The organism is Amycolatopsis sp. YIM 10, from assembly GCF_009429145.1.
Taxonomy (GTDB): Bacteria; Actinomycetota; Actinomycetes; order Mycobacteriales; family Pseudonocardiaceae; genus Amycolatopsis.
Genome location: NZ_CP045480.1, coordinates 5400950 through 5416494, shown reverse-complemented (window position 1 = coordinate 5416494; position 15545 = coordinate 5400950). Strand labels below are relative to the sequence as shown.

The 15545-nt window shown below is 69.8% G+C and carries 17 protein-coding genes and 1 riboswitch; of the genes, 10 read left to right on the top strand and 7 right to left on the bottom strand.

What is annotated here, in order from left to right; translation table 11 throughout:
• The first annotated feature begins 71 nt into the window (after positions 1 to 71).
• The gene (locus tag YIM_RS25690) at positions 72 to 1631 is read left to right on the top strand and encodes a GMC oxidoreductase (RefSeq protein ID WP_153032778.1); all 1560 of its coding nucleotides are present in this window, start codon (positions 72 to 74) and stop codon (positions 1629 to 1631) included.
• A 37-nt stretch (positions 1632 to 1668) separates the two neighbouring features.
• Positions 1669 to 2850, top strand: a complete 1182-nt coding sequence (locus YIM_RS25685) for a lipase family protein (protein ID WP_153032777.1) — start codon at positions 1669 to 1671, stop codon at positions 2848 to 2850.
• Here the strand turns inward: YIM_RS25685 and YIM_RS25680 are convergent.
• Positions 2847 to 3629 carry a LysR family transcriptional regulator substrate-binding protein gene (locus YIM_RS25680; RefSeq protein ID WP_153032776.1) on the bottom strand — a complete coding sequence of 261 codons (783 nt, stop codon included), beginning with the start codon at positions 3627 to 3629 and terminating at the stop codon, positions 2847 to 2849. The genes YIM_RS25685 and YIM_RS25680 overlap by 4 nt on opposite strands.
• Between YIM_RS25680 and YIM_RS25675 the strand changes: the two genes are divergently transcribed.
• On the top strand, positions 3628 to 4011 hold the full coding sequence (locus YIM_RS25675; protein ID WP_194239744.1) for a DUF5997 family protein: 384 nt from the start codon (positions 3628 to 3630) through the stop codon (positions 4009 to 4011). The genes YIM_RS25680 and YIM_RS25675 overlap by 2 nt on opposite strands.
• 60 nt (positions 4012 to 4071) lie before the next feature.
• Here YIM_RS25675 and lexA read toward each other — a convergent pair whose 3' ends face one another.
• From lexA to YIM_RS25660, 3 genes are read right to left on the bottom strand one after another with little or no spacing between them, the layout of a single operon-like run.
• On the bottom strand, positions 4072 to 4734 hold the full coding sequence (gene lexA, locus YIM_RS25670) for a transcriptional repressor LexA (RefSeq protein ID WP_153032775.1): 663 nt from the start codon (positions 4732 to 4734) through the stop codon (positions 4072 to 4074).
• A gap of 31 nt (positions 4735 to 4765) precedes the next feature.
• Positions 4766 to 5173 (bottom strand): PPOX class F420-dependent oxidoreductase, encoded by a 408-nt coding sequence (locus tag YIM_RS25665; RefSeq protein WP_153032774.1) that lies wholly within the window; start codon positions 5171 to 5173, stop codon positions 4766 to 4768.
• Positions 5174 to 5182: 9 nt separating this feature from the next.
• A complete protein-coding gene (locus tag YIM_RS25660) occupies positions 5183 to 6691 on the bottom strand; it encodes a glycoside hydrolase family 43 protein (protein ID WP_153032773.1) in 1509 nt (502 codons plus the stop codon).
• Positions 6692 to 6813: 122 nt separating this feature from the next.
• Positions 6814 to 6935: riboswitch (cobalamin riboswitch) on the top strand.
• Positions 6936 to 7009: 74 nt separating this feature from the next.
• Here YIM_RS25660 and YIM_RS25655 point away from each other — a divergent pair.
• On the top strand, positions 7010 to 8005 hold the full coding sequence (locus YIM_RS25655; protein ID WP_153032772.1) for an ABC transporter substrate-binding protein: 996 nt from the start codon (positions 7010 to 7012) through the stop codon (positions 8003 to 8005).
• Positions 8002 to 9048: an iron ABC transporter permease gene (locus YIM_RS25650; RefSeq protein WP_153032771.1), complete on the top strand. Its 1047-nt coding sequence runs from the start codon at positions 8002 to 8004 to the stop codon at positions 9046 to 9048. The genes YIM_RS25655 and YIM_RS25650 overlap by 4 nt, the downstream gene beginning before the upstream one ends.
• Here YIM_RS25650 and YIM_RS25645 read toward each other — a convergent pair.
• Positions 9042 to 9806 (bottom strand): bifunctional 2-polyprenyl-6-hydroxyphenol methylase/3-demethylubiquinol 3-O-methyltransferase UbiG, encoded by a 765-nt coding sequence (locus YIM_RS25645; protein WP_228005027.1) that lies wholly within the window; start codon positions 9804 to 9806, stop codon positions 9042 to 9044. The genes YIM_RS25650 and YIM_RS25645 overlap by 7 nt on opposite strands.
• A 78-nt stretch (positions 9807 to 9884) precedes the next feature.
• On the opposite strand from YIM_RS25645, the gene YIM_RS25640 reads away from it, so the two are divergent.
• Entirely contained in the window at positions 9885 to 10463 is a 579-nt protein-coding gene (locus YIM_RS25640; protein WP_153032769.1) for a TetR/AcrR family transcriptional regulator, read from the top strand.
• Between the two features lie 22 nt (positions 10464 to 10485).
• Here YIM_RS25640 and YIM_RS25635 read toward each other — a convergent pair whose 3' ends face one another.
• Entirely contained in the window at positions 10486 to 11076 is a 591-nt protein-coding gene (locus YIM_RS25635) for a hypothetical protein (protein WP_153032768.1), read from the bottom strand.
• A gap of 286 nt (positions 11077 to 11362) precedes the next feature.
• On the opposite strand from YIM_RS25635, the gene YIM_RS25630 reads away from it, so the two are divergent.
• The 4 genes from YIM_RS25630 to YIM_RS25615 all read left to right on the top strand — a co-directional run bounded on the left by YIM_RS25630 (position 11363) and on the right by YIM_RS25615 (position 14292).
• Positions 11363 to 12007 carry a CatB-related O-acetyltransferase gene (locus YIM_RS25630; protein WP_153032767.1) on the top strand — a complete coding sequence of 215 codons (645 nt, stop codon included), beginning with the start codon at positions 11363 to 11365 and terminating at the stop codon, positions 12005 to 12007.
• A gap of 30 nt (positions 12008 to 12037) precedes the next feature.
• Positions 12038 to 12946: a DUF5829 family protein gene (locus YIM_RS25625; RefSeq protein ID WP_228004011.1), complete on the top strand. Its 909-nt coding sequence runs from the start codon at positions 12038 to 12040 to the stop codon at positions 12944 to 12946.
• 39 nt (positions 12947 to 12985) lie between these two features.
• Positions 12986 to 13906, top strand: a complete 921-nt coding sequence (locus YIM_RS25620) for an NADP-dependent oxidoreductase (RefSeq protein WP_153032766.1) — start codon at positions 12986 to 12988, stop codon at positions 13904 to 13906.
• Between the two features lie 86 nt (positions 13907 to 13992).
• Positions 13993 to 14292, top strand: coding sequence for a hypothetical protein (locus tag YIM_RS25615; protein WP_153032765.1), 300 nt, complete (start codon positions 13993 to 13995; stop codon positions 14290 to 14292).
• A gap of 29 nt (positions 14293 to 14321) precedes the next feature.
• Here YIM_RS25615 and YIM_RS25610 read toward each other — a convergent pair whose 3' ends face one another.
• Positions 14322 to 15311: a TauD/TfdA family dioxygenase gene (locus YIM_RS25610; RefSeq protein WP_153032764.1), complete on the bottom strand. Its 990-nt coding sequence runs from the start codon at positions 15309 to 15311 to the stop codon at positions 14322 to 14324.
• Between the last annotated feature and the right edge of the window lie 234 nt (positions 15312 to 15545).

The following is a 15545-nucleotide window of genomic DNA, read 5'->3' as shown; positions in this document are numbered from 1 at the left end:
TTCGATCTCTCGGTTCGCCTCCCTAACGTAGCCCTCGGTAACCACTCGATCGCCACTGTCGGAGGACGCCTGTGCCCAGCCTGAGCCGACGTTCCGTACTCACCGGCGCGGCCGCCGCGACCGGCCTGAGCCTGCTCGGCGGCGGCAGCGCGTCGGCCAGAGTCCCGCTCACCCGCGAAGAACACCGCGTGGTGATCATCGGTTCCGGCTTCGGCGGGGGCGTGACCGCGCTCCGGCTGGCGCAGGCGGGCGTGCCGGTGCTGGTGCTCGAACGCGGCCGCCGCTGGCAGGCCGGACCGGACGCGGAGACCTTTCCGCACGCCACCGCGCCGGACAAGCGGATGTTCTGGCTGGGCTCGGCGCCCTCGCTCCCGGGTGTGCCGTCGGTGCCGTTCGAGCCGTACACCGGATTGCTGGAGCAGGTTCCCGGCCGGGGCATGAGCATGATGTGCGCGGCGGGCGTCGGCGGCGGTTCGCTGGTGTACCAGGGCATGACCCTGCAGCCGACCGCCGAGCTGTTCGCGAGTTGCTTTCCCGGGCAGCTGGACTACGCGGAAATGGACAGCGTCCACTACCCGCGGGTGGCGCGGATGCTCGGCGTCCGGACCGCACCGGACGAACTGATCGCGAGCAAAACCTACGCCGCCGCAAGGGTTTTCGCCGCCAGCGCGGAGAAAGCGGGCTATGGGGTCTCGAAGATCCCGATGCCGATCGACTGGAACTACGCATTGCGCGAGCTCGACGGTGAGATGCAACCGTCCTATACGAACGGTGACTGCGCGCTCGGCGTGAACAACGGCGGCAAGCAGTCGGTGGACGTCACCTATCTGGCGGCCGCCGAGGCCACCGGCCGGTGCGCGGTGGCCACCCAGCACAACGTCACCGAGGTGGCCAGGGCGGCGGACGGCCGGTGGGAGATCAGCGTCGACCGCATCAACACACGCGGCACGGTGCTGGAGAAGAAGGTGCTCACCGCGAAGTCGCTCGTGCTCGCGGCCGGGACGGCGAACACCACGCGGCTGCTGATGCGCGCGGCGGCCAGGGGCACGATTCCCGATCTGCCCGACGGCCTCGGCACCGGCTGGGGCAGCAACGGCGACCGCATCTACACCTGGACCGATCTCGCCGACGACTTCGGCGCACCGCAGGGCGGTCCGGTGATCTACGGCAGCAAGGAGTGGGACGACCCGGCGTCGGCCAACACGGTCATCCAGGCCTCGCTGCCGCCGCTGCCCGACCTGCGGACCACCATGCTGGTCGGCTTCGGTGTGAGCGAAGGACGCGGCACCTTCGTCTACGACCAGAACAAGGACGACATCGTGCTGCACTGGCCTGCCGACGCCGACCGCGCGCTCGCCCGGCGCATCCACGAGCGGATCTCGAAGATCGCCGGCCCGCTGAGCGCGCTGGTGGACACCACCGCGATCGCGCCGACCACCTGGCACCCGCTGGGCGGCGCGGCGATGGGCTCGGTGTGCGACTTCGAGGGCCGGGTGCTCGGGCAGCGCGGGCTGTACGTGCTCGACGGCGCGCTGATGCCGGGCACCACCGCCGCCTGCAACCCGTCGATGACCATCGCCGCGGTGGCCGAACGGGCGCTGTCCCGGCTGGTCACCACCGGCGAGTTCTGACCCCCCACTGGAAAACCGGGCTCAACGAGGAGTTCTGATGCGCAGCTTCGGCAAGACGTGGCGTGCGTTCGTGGTCGTGGTGGTCGCCGCGTTGTCGGTGTCCGCCACACCCGCGCTGGCCGCCGATCCACCGCAGGGGCCCGAGGGGGACGCGTTCTACACGCCGCCGTCGCCATTGCCCGAAGGCGGCAACGGGGACGTGATCTGGTGGCGGCAGCTGCCCGGTCAGCTCGGCGCCCGCGGTTATCTGGTGCTCTACCGGTCCACTTCGGCCACCGGCAAGCCGATCGCGGTGTCGGGCCGGGTGCTGGTGCCGACCGCGGCGTGGAAAGGGGCGGGGGAGCGCCCGATCGTGTCGGTCGCCAGTGGCACCCGGGGCATCGGCGACTCGTGCGCGCCGTCGAAGTTCCAGCCGGACTACGAGAAACCGCTGTTCATCGACGCGATGCTGCGGCGTGGCTGGGCGGTGGCGATCACCGACTACGAAGGACTCGGCACGCCGGGCACGCACACGTACGTGGTCGGCCAGTCCGAAGGCCGCACGGTGATCGACGCGGTGCGCGCGGCGACCCGGCTCCCGGCGGCGGGACTCGCGCCGGACGGTCCGGTGGCGTTCTCCGGGTATTCGCAGGGAGGTGGGGGAGCGGCGTGGGCCGGGGAACTGGCGCCCTCGTACGCGCCCGAACTGGACGTCGTCGGCATCACCGCGGGCGGCACTCCCGCCGACCTGACCGCCGTTTCGGAGTTCCTGGACGGCAGCATCGGCTTCGGATTCCTGCTGCTGTCCGCGCTGGGAATGGACGCCGCCTATCCCGAACTGGACCTGCCCGAGTACCTGAACGCCAAGGGCCGCGAACTGTACGAGACCCAGCAGGGCGCGTGCGTGGACGCGGTGTTCGGGTACGCCTTCGGGCACATCGCCGACTACACGACGTCGAACCCGCTGGCCGAGCCGGACTGGCGGGCGCGGCTGGCGGAGAACGAACTCGGCGCGCGGCCGCCGGAGGCACCGATCTACCTGTTCCACGGGATCGCCGACGAGATCATCCCGCTGGCGCAGGCCCAGGAGCTGCGCTCGCGGTACTGCGCGGCCGGGGTCGACGTGAACTGGGCGACGTTCGTCGGTGAGCACGTCACGACGCTGGTGTTCTCGGCGCCGGATGTGCTGGGTTACCTCGGTGACCGGTTTGCCGGGAAGCCGGTGAAGAGCAACTGCTAGCCGCGGCGGCGGGGCTTCCCTCGTTTGGCAGCCCCGCCGCGCTGCTGGGGCTTGCGCGGCTGTGACTTGGACTTGGCCGGTGGCTGTGCCTTCGGTTTTGGCTTGGGGCGGGCCTTGGGGGTGGCCGGTTCCGGCTGGCGGCCGCGGGTGCTGTTCACCGTCCGGCCGCGCACGATCCCGATGAACTGCTCCATCAGGTCGGTGGTCTCCTCCTCCAGCCACGACAGCGCCACGCGGGACTCCGGCGCGTCGGTCAGCGGCCGGTAGGTGAGGTCGCGGCGGTGGTGCAGGCGGGCCAGCGACTGCGGCACGACGAGCAGCCCGACGCCCGCCGCGACCAGCTCGATGGCGTCGCCGGTGGTGGCGGGGCGGTCGAGCGCGGGCCGTCCCGGCGGGTTTTCCCAGCCGAGGGTGTCGTCGAGGGGGTGGAGCAGCACGTCGTCTTCGAGGTCCGCTGTGGACACTTCTTCGGCGGCGGCGATCAGGTGGTCCTTCGGTACCACGACCACGGTGGTCTCGGTGTACAACGGGATCGCGTGGAGGCCGGTCCGGTCGACCGGCAGGCGCAGCAGGGCGGCGTCGGCCGCGCGGTCGCGGACCTTCGCCTCGGCCTCGCCCGGCGGCACCTGGAGCAGGTGCAGCGGCACCCGGGGCAGGCGCTCCGACCAGATCCGCGCCCACTTGCCCGGCGTCACACCCGGCACGTACGCGAGGCTGAAGGATTCGGTCACGACGGCCAGATTACCGGGCGTGATCGGGCTGGTTACCCTGGAGGGCATGACGTCGCACAAGACCTCCCAGACGATGAAGCCCGCGACCGCGGCGAAGAAGCTGGGCGTGTACCTCGAAGCCACCCCGGCTCAGTTCCAGGAGGGTGTCGTTTCGCGCGACGAGCTGAACGCGCTGCAGGCCGACCCGCCGGAGTGGCTGCGGGACCTGCGCCGCAACGGCCCGCACCCGAGGCAGGTCGCCGCCGCGAAGCTGGGCATCTCGATCGGGGGCCTCGCGCGCGCCGGGCTCACCGATCCGCTGACCACCGAGCAGATCGACGCGCTCAAGGCGGAGAACCCGGACTGGCTGGAGCGCGAACGCGCCACCCAGGCCGAGGTCCGCAAGGAAGCCGCCCGCCTGAAGCAAGCCGCCACCGACCGCCGCCCCTGAGCGGGTCGCTCCGGGCCCGGCGAACGTCACGAAAACCACCTTCGTGACGCCCGCGGCGAGTCAGACGCTGCGCAGGACCGAGACGACCACACCGAGGATCACCGCGCGGTCTCCGTCGATCACCTCGTAGTCCGGGTTCCGCGGCTCCAGGTACACGTGCCCACCGCGGCGGCGGTACACCTTGACCGTGGCCTCCTCGTCGATCATCGCGGCGACGATCTGCCCCGAGTGCGCTTCCGGCTGCTGCCGCACGATCACGGTGTCCCCGTCGCAGATGGCGGCGTCGATCATCGAGTCCCCGCGCACCTGCAGGCCGAACACGGTGCCGCGCCCGGCGAACTGCCGGGGCACCGTGAGCACGTCGTCCACGTGCTCGTCCGCCGCGATCGGGGTGCCCGCGGCGATGTGCCCGACCACCGGCACGCTCACCGAGTCCCCGCCCGCGTCCGGCCGCTGGGCACCACGCAGGAACAGGCGTACGTCGATCGGCCGCGAAACAGTGGCGCCGCGCCGCAGGAAGCCCTTGTCCTCCAGCGCCGCCAGGTGCTTGGACACCGAGGACGAGGACCGCAGGCCCACCGCGTCGCCGAGTTCGCGGGTGCTTGGCGAGTACCCGTGCCGGTTCACCCAGTCCTGGATGGTGACCAGAATGCGTTGCTGGCGCTCGGGCAGCGCCGACGCGTCCAGGTGCTCCAGCTCGTCGAAATCGTGGTAGGCGGTCATCCGCGCATGGTACCGGCCCTCCACAGTGGACTCAGTGCACGGTCCGCGTGGCCTCGTACCAGTTCTCGCCGACGGGCTCGCCGGCCAGGTTCCAGCTCCACGAAACCACCGGCGTGATCGGCAGGTAGAAGCCAGGACCGACCATGCCGACCCGCTCCTGCGCCACCCCGGCCTGCCCGTAGACCCGGATGCCCCTGGCCACGAACGGGTCCATCGACACCAGGTCGTCGATCACCAGTGCCACCCGGTCCTGACCGGCCGCCACATTGCGGAACTTGCGCGTGTGCACCACCGTGGCACCACCGCCGACCCAGAACCCGGCGCCGTCGAACTCGAACGCCACCGGGACCACGTCCGGCTGCCCGTCCGCCGAAACGGTGGACAGCCGGGCCAGCGGCTGGGAGCGCAGGTAGGCGATTTCCTCTACGGTGAAGGCCATTCCGGCAGCCTAGCCCGCCGGGCGAACGGCGAAGTCGTCGAACGAAGCCGCCGTGCCGAACACCCGGACCCCGTTCGCGCCACTGGTGTGCGTGCCGTCGGTGACCCGTAGCTTCGGCGTGCTCAGGTCGTCGACGTACACCTCGATGTCCGGGCCCACAGCGGTGACGCGCAGGTGGTGGGACTTGCCGATGACGCCGCCCAGCGGGGCCGACGCCAGTTCCGTCCACGAGTTGTCGGCGCGCCCGAGTACGACCCGCCCCGACGCGGTGATTCCCGCGTAGTACCCGGCATAGCTGTCGGTGCCCACCGCGGCCTTGGTCGCCCGGAACACCACGCCCGCGTCACCGCGGCTGGCGGTCAGCTTCACGTCGGTGTCCTGGGTGAAATCGGCGAAGTTGGTGTCCAGCAACGCTTTCCCGCCCGCCGACCGGTCGGCCCGCAGCTGCCCGGCCCTGGCGGTCCACTGCCCGCCGTAGGTCTTCCAGCCGAAGGTGTTGTCGTCGGCGAAGTTGTCCTCGACCTTCATGGTGATCCGCGCGATGGTGCCGTCGGGGTTGAAGTTCATCCGGTCGTAGGCGAGCTGCCGGTGGTTGCCGTCGGTCTCGCTGAGCGGGCGGCGGTGGTAGAGGATGTACCAGATATCGGTGCCGGGCACGTTGACCACGGAGTTGTGGCCGGAGCCGCGGGCGACCGCCGGGTCCTGCGCGAGCACCTTGTCGAGCTTGGTGAACGGCCCGGTCGGCGAGTCGGCCATGGCGTAGGAGACCGAGTAGTCCGGGCCGGTCCAGCCGCCTTCGGACCACATCAGGTAGTACTTCCCGCCCCGCTTGAACATCTGCGAGCCCTCGACGTACTCCGGGGTCGGGGTGATCTCGCGGTAGGTGGTGCCGTCGTCGAAGGTGCCGAGGCTGGTCATGTCGGCGTTGAGCTTGACCACGTTCGCGTGGCCCCAGCCGCCGTAGTACATGTACGCCTGACCGTCGTCGTCGATGAAGACGTCCTGGTCGATGGGCTGCGCGCCGTTGTGGAACTGCGAGATCAGCGGATGGCCGAGCGCGTCGCGGTACGGGCCTTCCGGCTGGTCGGCGACGGCGACGCCGATGCCGCCGAGTTCGTCGTTGCTCTGGATGTCGTTCGCGGCGAAGTACAGGAAGTACTTGCCGTCGCGTTCGATCGGGGCCGGCGCCCAGACCGCCTTCTCCGCCCACGACACGTTTTCCGTGGTCAGCACGTTCGGGTGCTTGGTCCAGTGCACGAGATCCTTGGACGAGAACGCGTCGAGATGGGTCTGCTGGGCGTAGACGCGCGAGGTGGTCGGGAAAACCCAGTAGGTGTTGTCGTAGATCGCCACGTCGGGATCGGCGTACCAGCCGTCGACGAACGGGTTGCCCGCTTCGGCGGTGCCGTAGTCGGGAACGGCAGGGGCGGCTGGTGCCACTCCTGGACCGGACACCGTGCCGAACACGAGCAGGGCGGCCAGCGCCCCGGAAGCGAGTTTTCTCGGGAGAGCGGTCATCTTCGGCAGCTCCTGCACGCTATTCAACAACAACGAACATCTTCGGAAAAGATTGCACGATATTCCACAGGCTGGTCAAGAGTCCGCCGGTCGGCGGCGTGATAGCGTGCGCTCGCCAGTCGTAGGGAATCCGGTGCGAATCCGGAGCTGACGCGCAGCGGTGAGCGGCGACGGGCAGGACAGCGGCCACTGGACTCCGGTCCGGGAAGGCGTTCTGCCCGGACGACCCCGAGTCCGAAGACCTTGCTGGCGCCCCGGTACCGCCGGGGTCGTTGACCGACCGGGCTCCGCGTTCGAGCCCTCGACGCAGGGACTTCCGTGCCGAAAATCCGTTCCCCTCATTTGCTGCTCGCCGCGGCACTGCTGCTCGCCGGCTGTGCGACCGAGCCCGCTCCCGCGCGGGAAGCCGCGAAGACCGTGGAGAACTGCGGTCACCAGGTGAAGGTGACCAAGCCGCCGCGGCGCGCGGTCGCGCTGAACCAGGGCAGCGCCGAGATCATGCTCGCGCTGGGCCTGGCCGACCGGATGGCGGGCACCGCCACCTGGACCGACCCGGTGCTGCCCGCGCTGGCCGCCGACAACGCGAAGGTGCCGCGCCTGGCGGAGAACAATCCGTCCTTCGAGGCCGTGCTGGCCACCGAACCGGACTTCGTCGCGGCCTCGTTCGTCTCCACACTCGGCGAGGGCGGGGTGGCCACGCGTGAGCAGTTCGAGCAGCTCGGCGTACCGACCTACGTGTCGCCGACCGACTGCCTCAAGGACAACACGGCCGGTGGTGACGGCGTGCGCACCGAGACGCTGACCATGGACGTGGTCTACACCGAGATCCGGCAGCTGGCCACGGTGTTCGGTGTCGAGCCACGCGGTGAGCAGCTGGTGACCGAGTTGCAGGACCGGATGCGCCGCGCGGCCGTGCCTGCTGGTGGCACGAGCCTGATGTACTGGTTCGCCAACGCCGAATCGCCGTACCTGGCCGGGTGCTGCGGTGCGCCAGGGGTGATCACCTCGGCGGTCGGGGCGAAGAACGTCTTCGACGACACCCGCGCGGAGTGGCCGCAGATCAACTGGGAGACCGTGGCCGAGCGCAATCCGCGGGTGATCGTGCTCGGTGACCTCACGCGGCGCTCGCAGACCGCGGAGAACGGCGAAGCCAAGATCGCCTTCCTCGAGTCCCACCCGGTCACCAAGGACCTCGACGCGGTGAAGAACAAGCGGTACGTACTGCTCAGCGGGCAGGCGATGAACCCGTCGATCCGGACGGTGGACGGTACCGAGCAGGTCGCCGAGGCGCTGCGGAAGTTCGGCCTGGCGTGAGGCGGACACCGCCGACCGGGCCGCAGGTCGCCTGGTTCTGCGTGCTGGGCCTCGCCCTGCTCGTGGTGTCGATCGCGGTGGCGATCACCATCGGACCGGCCGGGATCGGCGTCGGCGAGGTCTATTCGACCGTGCTGGCGCATCTCGGGCTGGCCGATCCGGTGCTCGGCCCGCTGCGGGACGGCATCGTCTGGCACCTGCGCCTGCCGCGCGCGCTGCTCGCGGCGGTGTGCGGCGCCGGGCTCGCGGTGTGCGGGGTGGTGATGCAGTCGCTGCTGCGCAACCCGCTGGCCGAGCCGTTCGTGCTGGGCGTGTCGTCCGGGGCGTCGACCGGTGCGGTGCTGATCGTGGTGCTCGGGGTGGGTGGCGGCGTGATTTCGTTGTCCGCCGGTGCTTTCGCCGGTGCCGCGGTGTCGTTCGCCGCGGTTCTGCTGCTGAGCCGGATCGTCGGCGGCAGCACCGACCGCGTGGTGCTGTCCGGGGTCGCGGCGATGCAGTTGTTCTCCGCGCTCACCTCGTTCATCGTGCTGACCGCCGCCGACGCGGAGACCACTCGGGGCGTGTTGTTCTGGCTGCTCGGCTCGTTCGCCAGCGCTTCGTGGACGGAGGTCGCGGTCTGCGCGGCGGTGCTGGCCGTGTCGCTGGCGGTCTGCTTCGGCCATGCGCGTGCGCTGGACGTGTTCGCGCTCGGCCAGGACACCGCCGCGGCGCTGGGCGTGGCGGTCGGGCGCATCCGGATCGTGCTGCTGTGCGCCACCGCGCTGCTGGCCGCGGCGCTGGTCAGCTCGGTCGGCGCGGTCGGTTTTGTCGGGCTGGTGCTGCCGCACGCGGTGCGGGCGCTGACCGGGCCGGGGCACAGCCGCCTGCTGCCGGTCACCGCGGTGGCCGGAGCGGTGTTCCTGGTCTGGGTGGACACTCTTGCCCGGACGGCGCTCGATCCGCAGGAGGTGCCGGTCGGTGTGGTGACCTCGATCATCGGTGTGCCGGCTTTTGTGGTGATTCTGTATCGGACGTCCCGGCCGCGGGTGCCGGCCGGTCAGTAGGCCGGCCGCGCGACATGCCGTGCTGTGACGGAAACGGTGGTGAAGTTCAGGGTGAAGCTGCCGCCGAGCGCGTCGACGGCGGCGCCGACTTCGTCCAGCACCACGGCGAGCCGGTCCGCGGGCAGTTGGGTGAGCACGCCGGTGGTGGGCAGGTGGTCGAGCCATTCCGCCCGGGTGTAGCGCCGTTCCCAGGTATAGCGCGACTGCTCCGCCTCGCCGAACGCGCCCGCGGCACGGAAGCCCTCGGCGGCGCGGTCGAGCATCGGCTGGTAGCCGACCTTGGCCACCTGGCTGAAGTCGAACGGGGAGCCGGGATTCACTCGCTCGAAGGCCCTCGCGAAAGCCGCGTCGATTTCGGCGGGTGCCCGGAACTCGTGCCAGAACGCGGTCAGCGTGCCGCGCGGGCGCAGCACTTGCGCGGCTTTGACCGCACCGGCCACCGGATCGACCCAGTGCCAGGCCTGTCCGGCGGTTACCGCGTCGAACTGCCGGTCGCCGGGTTCCCAGTCCTCGAATCTCGCCACCTCGACCTCGACTCCGGTGTGGCGGGCGAATCGCGCCATCCGCTCGTCGGGCTCGACACCGAGCACGGTGCACCCGGCCGCCTGGAACTGGCGTGCCGCGATGCCGGTGCCGCAGCCGATGTCGAGGATTTCGGGGCCAGGGCTGGCTTCGACGATGCTCGCGATGAGCGGGGCGGGATAATCGGGGCGTGCGCGGTCGTAGCGCTCGGCGTCGATGCCGAACGACTCACCTATAGTGGGCATGTGCCCACCCTAGTGGGCAAGCGCCCACTCGTCCACCGCGCAAACCGGACGAACCGAGGAGACTGACTGATGCCGACCGGGGTGGCGCTGCGCGAGGTGCGGGCGCAGCTGTTCGGGGCCGCGGACCGCGTGCTGCGCCGGGACGGGCCGAGCGGGCTGACCAGCCGCGCCGTCACCGCCGAGGCGGGTTGCGCGAAAGGCGTGCTGCACCGGCACTTCGCCGATTTCGACGCCTTCCTCGCCGAGTTCGTGCTCGATCGCGTGGAGCGGATGGACGAGCAAGCGGCGACGTTGCGCGAGTCGGCGGGCACCGGCACGGTCGCCGACAACCTGACCGACGCGCTGATCGCGGTCTTCGGCTCGGTTGCCGTGGCGATCGTCGCACTGGTCACCTTCCGGGACGAGTTGCGGGCGCGCCTGCGCGAGACCTGGCCCGCCGGCGTCCCGGTGCTGACCGAGGCGGTGGTGATGATCAAGGACTACCTCGACGCCGAACGCGGCCTGAACCGGGTCTCCGGCGATCCCGAAGGACTGGCGCCCACGCTGATCGGTTCCGCGCACCTGCTCTTCGCCGACCGGACGGGCACCCCGCCGGACCGCGCCGCCGTGCACGCCATGGTCACCACGGTGCTGGGCGGCCAGGCATAGGATCGTCGCTGCTGCTCGTTGATTACTTCTGAGGTATTTCCTCGGGATTTTCGAGGCGGATGTGCACGCTTCCGCGCGCTATCGTCCAGTATGCGACTAGATAGGTTGTGATGAAGGCGAGGTCAACGAGAGTGAGGAAAGCCTTGACGGGGCTGATCGTTTCAATTGTCCAAGCTGAAACGACCCCCGCTGTCGATGGCGTTATGACGGCGAGCATGTTGGGGAAGTGGTAGACGAGCATGAGGCGCCGCATCCTGTCCTTGCCGGGTGCGCGGATGTTATGCCATTGAAAAAGGCTGCTCTCGTTTTCTCTGAATTTAGGTTCGATGGAGTCTCTGATGTGGGAAGTGATGCCGTAAATGCTGTAGTTGTTGAAGGCGATCAAGAAGCCAAAGAGTACCGAGACTACCGGTGCTAGAAGGAGTATCATCTCGCTCTTTCGCTCAACTCCGGCGCCTAGGGTGATCATGCTTACGGTAAGCATCGAAATGTTGAGGTTCGTCCGGTGGTCCATCTTCTTGAATATCTCTTCGCGTAACGATTTATATTCGACCAGGAGTACTTCTCTGATGGCCGCGTTTTCCAGGGGGCTGCTGCTGTCGGTGGTTTCCATGATCGTTGAACCTTGCCGTTGAGGTCACCGTTGTTGCATGTCGGAATGTCCGTCGTCGAGGACTGTCGCGGCGTTTCTGGCGGAGTGGGCTACGGGGGCTTGATCGCAACGTTGTTGCAACAACTCCATATTTGAATCCTTCTGGTAACCTTTGCGAATATTGCGTTGTCATGCGAGCCGTGTCGGCGGCGCTGGGGTGAAGGTGGCTGAGGTCTAACTCATTTGACGGAGAAGTTAAGCTCTCTCTGTCGATCCCGCGACCCCGCGAATCCGAGGAAAGTGCCGCATGCCGTTGCCCGACCCGAACACGCTCCACCCGATGCCCGGCCAGTCGCGGGTGGTGTTGCTCAAGCCGCTGGTCACCTCGCCGCTGATCGAGGTCGGTGAGTTCAGCTACTACGACGACCCCGACGACGCCACCGCGTTCGAGACGCGCAACGTGCTTTACCACTACGGCCCGGAAAAGCTGGTGATCGGCCGGTTCTGCGCGTTCGGCACCGGGGTGCGGTTCATCATGAACGGCGCCAACCACCGCATGGACGGCCCGTCCACCTTTCCCTTCCCGATCATGGGCGGCTCGTGGGCCGATCACTTCGACCTGATCACCGGGCTCCCCGCGCGCGGGGACACCGTCGTCGGCCACGACGTGTGGCTCGGCTACGGCGTGACGGTGATGCCGGGTGTCCGAATCGGACACGGCGCGGTCGTCGCCTCCGGCTCGGTGGTCACCGCCGATGTGCCCGACTTCGGCATCGCCGGTGGCAACCCGGCCAAGGTCATCCGCACCCGCTACACACCGGAGGAGATCGACCGGCTGCTCGCGGTCGCGTGGTGGGACTGGCCACTCGAGCACCTCACCGCACACCTGCGAACGGTGATGTCCGGCAGTGTCGACGAACTGGAGAAAGCAGCTCCAGCGAAACCCGAGTGACCGGTCCAGCGGGCGTTTTACGATCACCACATGCTGCTTCGCAGGTTGTCGCGGATGTCACTGGCCTTCGCCGCGGGCCTCACCATCACCCTCACCGGAGCCGTCGAAAGCCAGGCGGGCGACGGGCAGTTGCTGTACTTCAACCACGCCTACGGGGTGCTGGACCGCGAAACCGCCGACGCCATCGAGCATTCGGGCTACCTGCGCGAGTTCGCCAACTTCGAGGTGCGGACCACCACCGGAGCCGACGGGCGGGTCTGGACCGGCCGGTACCTGCTGGGCCGTGAGACCTATGTGGAGCTGTTCGGCGTCGGCGATCTGCCCGAGCCGGACGGCGACCTGGGTTCCGCGGGCCTGGCGGTGTCGAGCGAACGGGACGGTGACCTGCCCGAGGCGGTGCGGAACCTGCACGACGAGGGTGTCACCGATCCGTTCGAGTTCCTGCAGACCCGCGACTTCGGCGACGGCGTGCCGGTGCCGTGGTTCGACGGTGTGTTCACCACCGACCAGTACGACGAATTCGGCGCCTGGGGCATGGAATACCGGCCGGAGTACTTCGCCGACCCGCGCAGCAACACCGAGCCGCCGAGCTTCCCCGGCGACGTGGGCCGCGAGCGCTACCTGTCCGACGGCTACCAGGACCACCTGCTGCGCGACGTCACCGCGGTCCACGTCGCGATCACCGAAGGGGATCTCGGCAACACGGTGCCGTTGCTGAAGGCCGGCGGGTTCAGTGTGTGGCCGGTGCCGGGTGGCGTGGTGGCCAAGGGCGGTGGCACCACGGTCCGGCTCGACGCGGTGCCGCCCGGCCAGGTCGGCCTGCGCCAGCTGGACTTCGCGCTGAACCGGCCGGTTGCCGTCCGGGACGCCGAGCGGATCGGCAACTCGGAGCTGGTGGTCGGCCCCGGCTCCCGTGCTGTGTGGACGTTCACCCGGTAGTGCCGGAATGCCCCGGCCGGGCGGGCTGTTGTGCCGGGCATGAAGGCGATCACCCAGGCCGGCTACGGCGGCCCTGACCAGTTGGCCCTGACCGAACACCCGGAACCGAAGGTCGGCCCCGGCGAGGTGCTGATCGAGGTGAAGGCCGCCGGGGTGAACCCGGTGGACTGGAAGCTCGGGGCCGGTTATCTGGACTCGTTGATGGAGGTCCAGTTCCCGCTCGTACCGGGATGGGACGTGGCCGGGGTGGTCACCGCGCTGGGCCCGGACGTCCCGGAGTTCGCCGTCGGCGACGAGGTGTACGGCTACATCCGCAAGGACTCCGCCCACCTCGGCGCCTACGCCGAGCGCGTCTCGGCGAGCGTGCGCATGCTCGCTCGCAAGCCCGCCGCGCTGAGCTGGGCGCAGGCCGCGGGCGTACCGCTGGCCGGGCTGACCGCGCTGCAGTCGATCGACCGGGTCGAGGTCACCGCGGGCGACACCGTGCTGATCCACGGCGCGTCCGGGGGAGTGGGCTCGCTCGGCGTGCAGATCGCCGTCGCCCGTGGCGCGCGGGTCATCGGCACGGCGAGCGAGCGGAACCACGAGTTCCTGCGCTCGCTCGGCGCGGAGCCGGTGACCTACGGCGACGGGCTGGCCGACCGGGTGCGGGCGCTCGCGCCCGAAGGCGTCGACGTGGTGCTGGACTTCGTCGGTGGCGGTGCCGTGCACGCTTCGGCCGAGGTGCACCGGACCCCGTCGCGGCTGGTGTCCATTGCGGACGGTGATGCCGCCGAACTGGGTGGCCACGCGCTGTGGGCCCGCCCGGACGCGGCGCGGCTCGCCGAACTCGCGCGCCTGGCCGACGAGGGCAAGCTCACCGTGCACGTCGAACACGAACTGCCGCTGGCCGAGGCGGCGCGGGCGTGGGAACTGAGCCAGGAGGGGCGGACACGCGGCAAGATCGTGCTCACCGTGTGAGCCGCGGCAGGTAGCTGCCGTGCTTGACGGAGTCCCCCGTGAAGCTGCGATTCTCTTCGTGAGCCAAGCAGCCGATCGGGGGACTCATGAGCGTGAAGAAGCTGTCGGGGCTGTGCGTGGCGCTGGCGCTCGTGCTGGCCGGGTGCTCAGACCAGCTCGAGGACCGCGGCGGCACCGAGGGAGCGCCCCCGGACTTCATCGGCGACGTGGACTACGTCGAGGTCTTCCGCAACGCGGACGCCTTTCCGAACATCGCGCGCGCCTGTGTGCAGGGACTCGGCTTCGCCACCACGTCCACCGGCCGCGGCGAGTCGAGCGTGGGCGGGCCGCTCGTCCGCGTGCCGGAGTGGGACGCTTTCTGCGCTTCGAAGCGACCACCCGGCTGAGGGCGGCTCACGGCCGCCCTCGGCGCGGGTCAGTTCAGGACGTTGCCGTTGCCGGGCCTGGCCGGGCGCGAGCGGCGGGCGTCGAGCTGGACGTAGGTCCGTTGCAGCCAGCGGTCCCGGCCGTCGTAGCGGGGGCGGAACGAGGTGCGCCCGTGCACCGCGATGCGGTTGTCCACAATGGCCAGATCGCCCGGGGTGAGCACGAAGGTGCGCCGCACCTCGTCGAAGGCCTGGCGCAGCTGGTCCAGCGCGCTGGCCGCGGTCACGTCGAGCGGATCGGTGCTGGCGAAGTCCACCCGGATGTCGGGATCGGCCGGGTCGCCGTCGAGCACAGGGCGCGGCAGCGGGGTTTCCGCGCCTTCGAACGAGCCGGGCGCCGACGTGACGAACCGCGGCTGCCCCAGCACCTCCCGCGTCGAGGCGGACAGCAGTTCCACCGCGCACCGCACCGACGAGGTGAGCAGGCCGGCCACGTTGTCGTGGTCGTTGCGCAGGCACATCAGGATCACGTAGTCGGGGCTGTTGCGGTGGAAAGCGTTCTCGGTGTGCATCTTCAGCCGCACCGAGCCCGCGTTGCCCTGGAAGTCCTCCTTGCCCGGCACCGGCACCACGTTCTGCACCAGCGCGCCGCCCTTCTCCTGGCGGAAGGCGACCACTTCACCGAGCTGCATGCTGGTCAGCACCAGCGACGCGGCCGGCACCGTCGGCTCATGCTGCACCGAGCCGCCGACGGTCGGGGTCGGCGGCAGCGCCGCCTCGTCGACCGGCAGCCCGCGCAGCAGTAGCACGCCCTCCCGCCCGGCGTCCCGGCGGAACCGGCGCACCGCGGCGGCCACCGCCGACGGCAGTCGGCTCGCGGCCTCCCTGGCCTCCTCGACCCACAGCGGGTCGTCGATCCGGCCCGCCGGGTCGGCGAGTTCGACGGCCAGCTCCCGCACCGCGGTCCGGTCGGCTTCGGACAGCACATGCGACATCGGGACACCGGCCTCGGGTTCACGACTGTCGAGCTGCAGCGTCATCTGGAAATCCCTTCTGTGACAGCACGTGCCGCCGAGCATCGCCGTGCCGCCTGCCACCCCACATCACCCATGTGGTCACCCGCCCCGGCCCCGGGTCAGGGGATAGCAACATGGGTGATGTGGCCGCTCCCGGCCCCCGACAGGCTGGTCCGTGCCGGGTGAACTCCGGTGCCCGAGCACTTCTCCACCAGTCCCCACCCCGGATCCCGAAGAGGGGGTGAGCCGCGATGAACA

What these genes read in the sequence shown, in the direction of transcription:
- YIM_RS25685 (WP_153032777.1), top strand. Translation starts at nt 1,669, where the DNA reads ATGCGCAGCTTCGGCAAGACGTGGCGTGCGTTCGTGGTCGTGGTGGTC.
- YIM_RS25675 (WP_194239744.1), top strand. Translation starts at nt 3,628, where the DNA reads ATGACGTCGCACAAGACCTCCCAGACGATGAAGCCCGCGACCGCGGCG.
- YIM_RS25680 (WP_153032776.1), bottom strand. Translation starts at nt 3,629, where the DNA reads ATGCCCTCCAGGGTAACCAGCCCGATCACGCCCGGTAATCTGGCCGTC.
- lexA (WP_153032775.1), bottom strand. Translation starts at nt 4,734, where the DNA reads ATGACCGCCTACCACGATTTCGACGAGCTGGAGCACCTGGACGCGTCG.
- YIM_RS25665 (WP_153032774.1), bottom strand. Translation starts at nt 5,173, where the DNA reads ATGGCCTTCACCGTAGAGGAAATCGCCTACCTGCGCTCCCAGCCGCTG.
- YIM_RS25660 (WP_153032773.1), bottom strand. Translation starts at nt 6,691, where the DNA reads ATGACCGCTCTCCCGAGAAAACTCGCTTCCGGGGCGCTGGCCGCCCTG.
- YIM_RS25640 (WP_153032769.1), top strand. Translation starts at nt 9,885, where the DNA reads ATGCCGACCGGGGTGGCGCTGCGCGAGGTGCGGGCGCAGCTGTTCGGG.
- YIM_RS25635 (WP_153032768.1), bottom strand. Translation starts at nt 11,076, where the DNA reads ATGGAAACCACCGACAGCAGCAGCCCCCTGGAAAACGCGGCCATCAGA.
- YIM_RS25630 (WP_153032767.1), top strand. Translation starts at nt 11,363, where the DNA reads ATGCCGTTGCCCGACCCGAACACGCTCCACCCGATGCCCGGCCAGTCG.
- YIM_RS25625 (WP_228004011.1), top strand. Translation starts at nt 12,038, where the DNA reads ATGCTGCTTCGCAGGTTGTCGCGGATGTCACTGGCCTTCGCCGCGGGC.
- YIM_RS25620 (WP_153032766.1), top strand. Translation starts at nt 12,986, where the DNA reads ATGAAGGCGATCACCCAGGCCGGCTACGGCGGCCCTGACCAGTTGGCC.
- YIM_RS25615 (WP_153032765.1), top strand. Translation starts at nt 13,993, where the DNA reads ATGAGCGTGAAGAAGCTGTCGGGGCTGTGCGTGGCGCTGGCGCTCGTG.
- YIM_RS25610 (WP_153032764.1), bottom strand. Translation starts at nt 15,311, where the DNA reads ATGACGCTGCAGCTCGACAGTCGTGAACCCGAGGCCGGTGTCCCGATG.